The organism is Parapedobacter soli, assembly GCF_025460835.1.
In the GTDB taxonomy this organism is placed as follows: Bacteria; Bacteroidota; Bacteroidia; order Sphingobacteriales; family Sphingobacteriaceae; genus Parapedobacter; species Parapedobacter soli.
In genome coordinates this window covers 1-1,316 of sequence record NZ_JAMXAY010000133.1, presented here as the reverse complement: position 1 = coordinate 1,316, position 1,316 = coordinate 1, and the positions used below count along the sequence as shown (strand labels likewise).

Sequence of the window (1,316 nt, the reverse complement as noted above, 5' to 3'; positions counted from 1 at the left end):
ATGAAGATAAAAAATATATGCTGTATCGGTGCCGGCTACGTTGGCGGCCCGACCATGTCTGTGATTGCGCAGAAGTGCCCGGACATCACCGTTACGATTGTTGACATCAACGCCGATCGCATTGCCGCCTGGAACGATGAAGACCTCTCCAAGCTGCCGGTTTACGAGCCGGGGCTTGATGCGGTGGTTGCAGAGGCCCGCGGGCGCAACCTGTTCTTCTCCACCGACGTTGACGGGGCCATTGCCGCCGCCGACATGATCTTCATCTCGGTGAACACGCCCACCAAGACCTACGGCAAGGGCAAGGGCATGGCAGCCGACCTGAAGTACATCGAGCTGTGCGCCCGCCAGATTGCCTCGGTGGCCACCAGCGACAAGATCGTGGTGGAGAAGTCGACCCTGCCCGTGCGTACGGCCGAGACGCTCAAGAGCATCCTGCACAACACGGGCAACGGCGTGGAGTTCCACATCCTGTCCAACCCGGAGTTCCTGGCCGAGGGCACGGCCATCGCCGACCTGCACAGCCCCGACCGGGTGCTGATCGGCGGTGAGGATGCCGAAGCGGTACAGGCACTGGTGGATGTCTATGCGGCCTGGGTACCGCGCGAGCGGATACTCACCACCAACCTGTGGTCCTCGGAGCTGTCCAAGCTCACGGCCAACGCCTTCCTGGCCCAGCGGGTGTCGTCCATCAACGCCATCTCCGAGCTGTGCGAAAAGACCGGCGCCAACGTGGATGAGGTAGCCCGTGCCATCGGCACCGACAGCCGCATCGGCCCCAAGTTCCTGAAGGCCTCCGTGGGCTTCGGCGGCTCCTGCTTCCAGAAAGACATCCTCAACCTGGTATACATCGCCCGCAGCTACGGCCTGCACGAGGTGGCCCATTACTGGGAACAGGTGATTGCCATGAACGACCACCAGAAGCGCCGCTTCGCCGACAACATCGTGCAGACCATGTACAACACCGTGTCGGGCAAGAAGATCGCCTTCCTGGGGTGGGCCTTCAAGAAAGACACCAACGACACGCGCGAGTCGGCGGCCATCTACGTGGCCGACGCACTGCTGAACGAGGAGGCACAGATCGTGGTGTACGACCCGAAGGTGGGTGCCGAGCAGGTGTATGCCGACCTGGACTACCTCGGCACGCGCAGCCCGGAAGACAACCGGAGGCTGGTGACCGTGGTGAACGACCCCTACGATGCGGCCGACCGGGCGCACGCCATTGCCGTGCTCACCGAGTGGGACGAGTTCAAAACCTACGACTGGCACCGCATCAAGGACCACATGATGAAACCCCCGTTCGTGTTCGATGGCAG

At 62.3% G+C, this 1,316-nt stretch carries 1 protein-coding gene; it reads left to right on the top strand.

Translation table 11 applies throughout. The features are described 5' to 3' along the window. A partial coding sequence (locus NGM62_RS21865) for a nucleotide sugar dehydrogenase (protein ID WP_262250425.1) occupies nt 1-1,316 on the top strand: 1,316 nt, incomplete at its 3' end.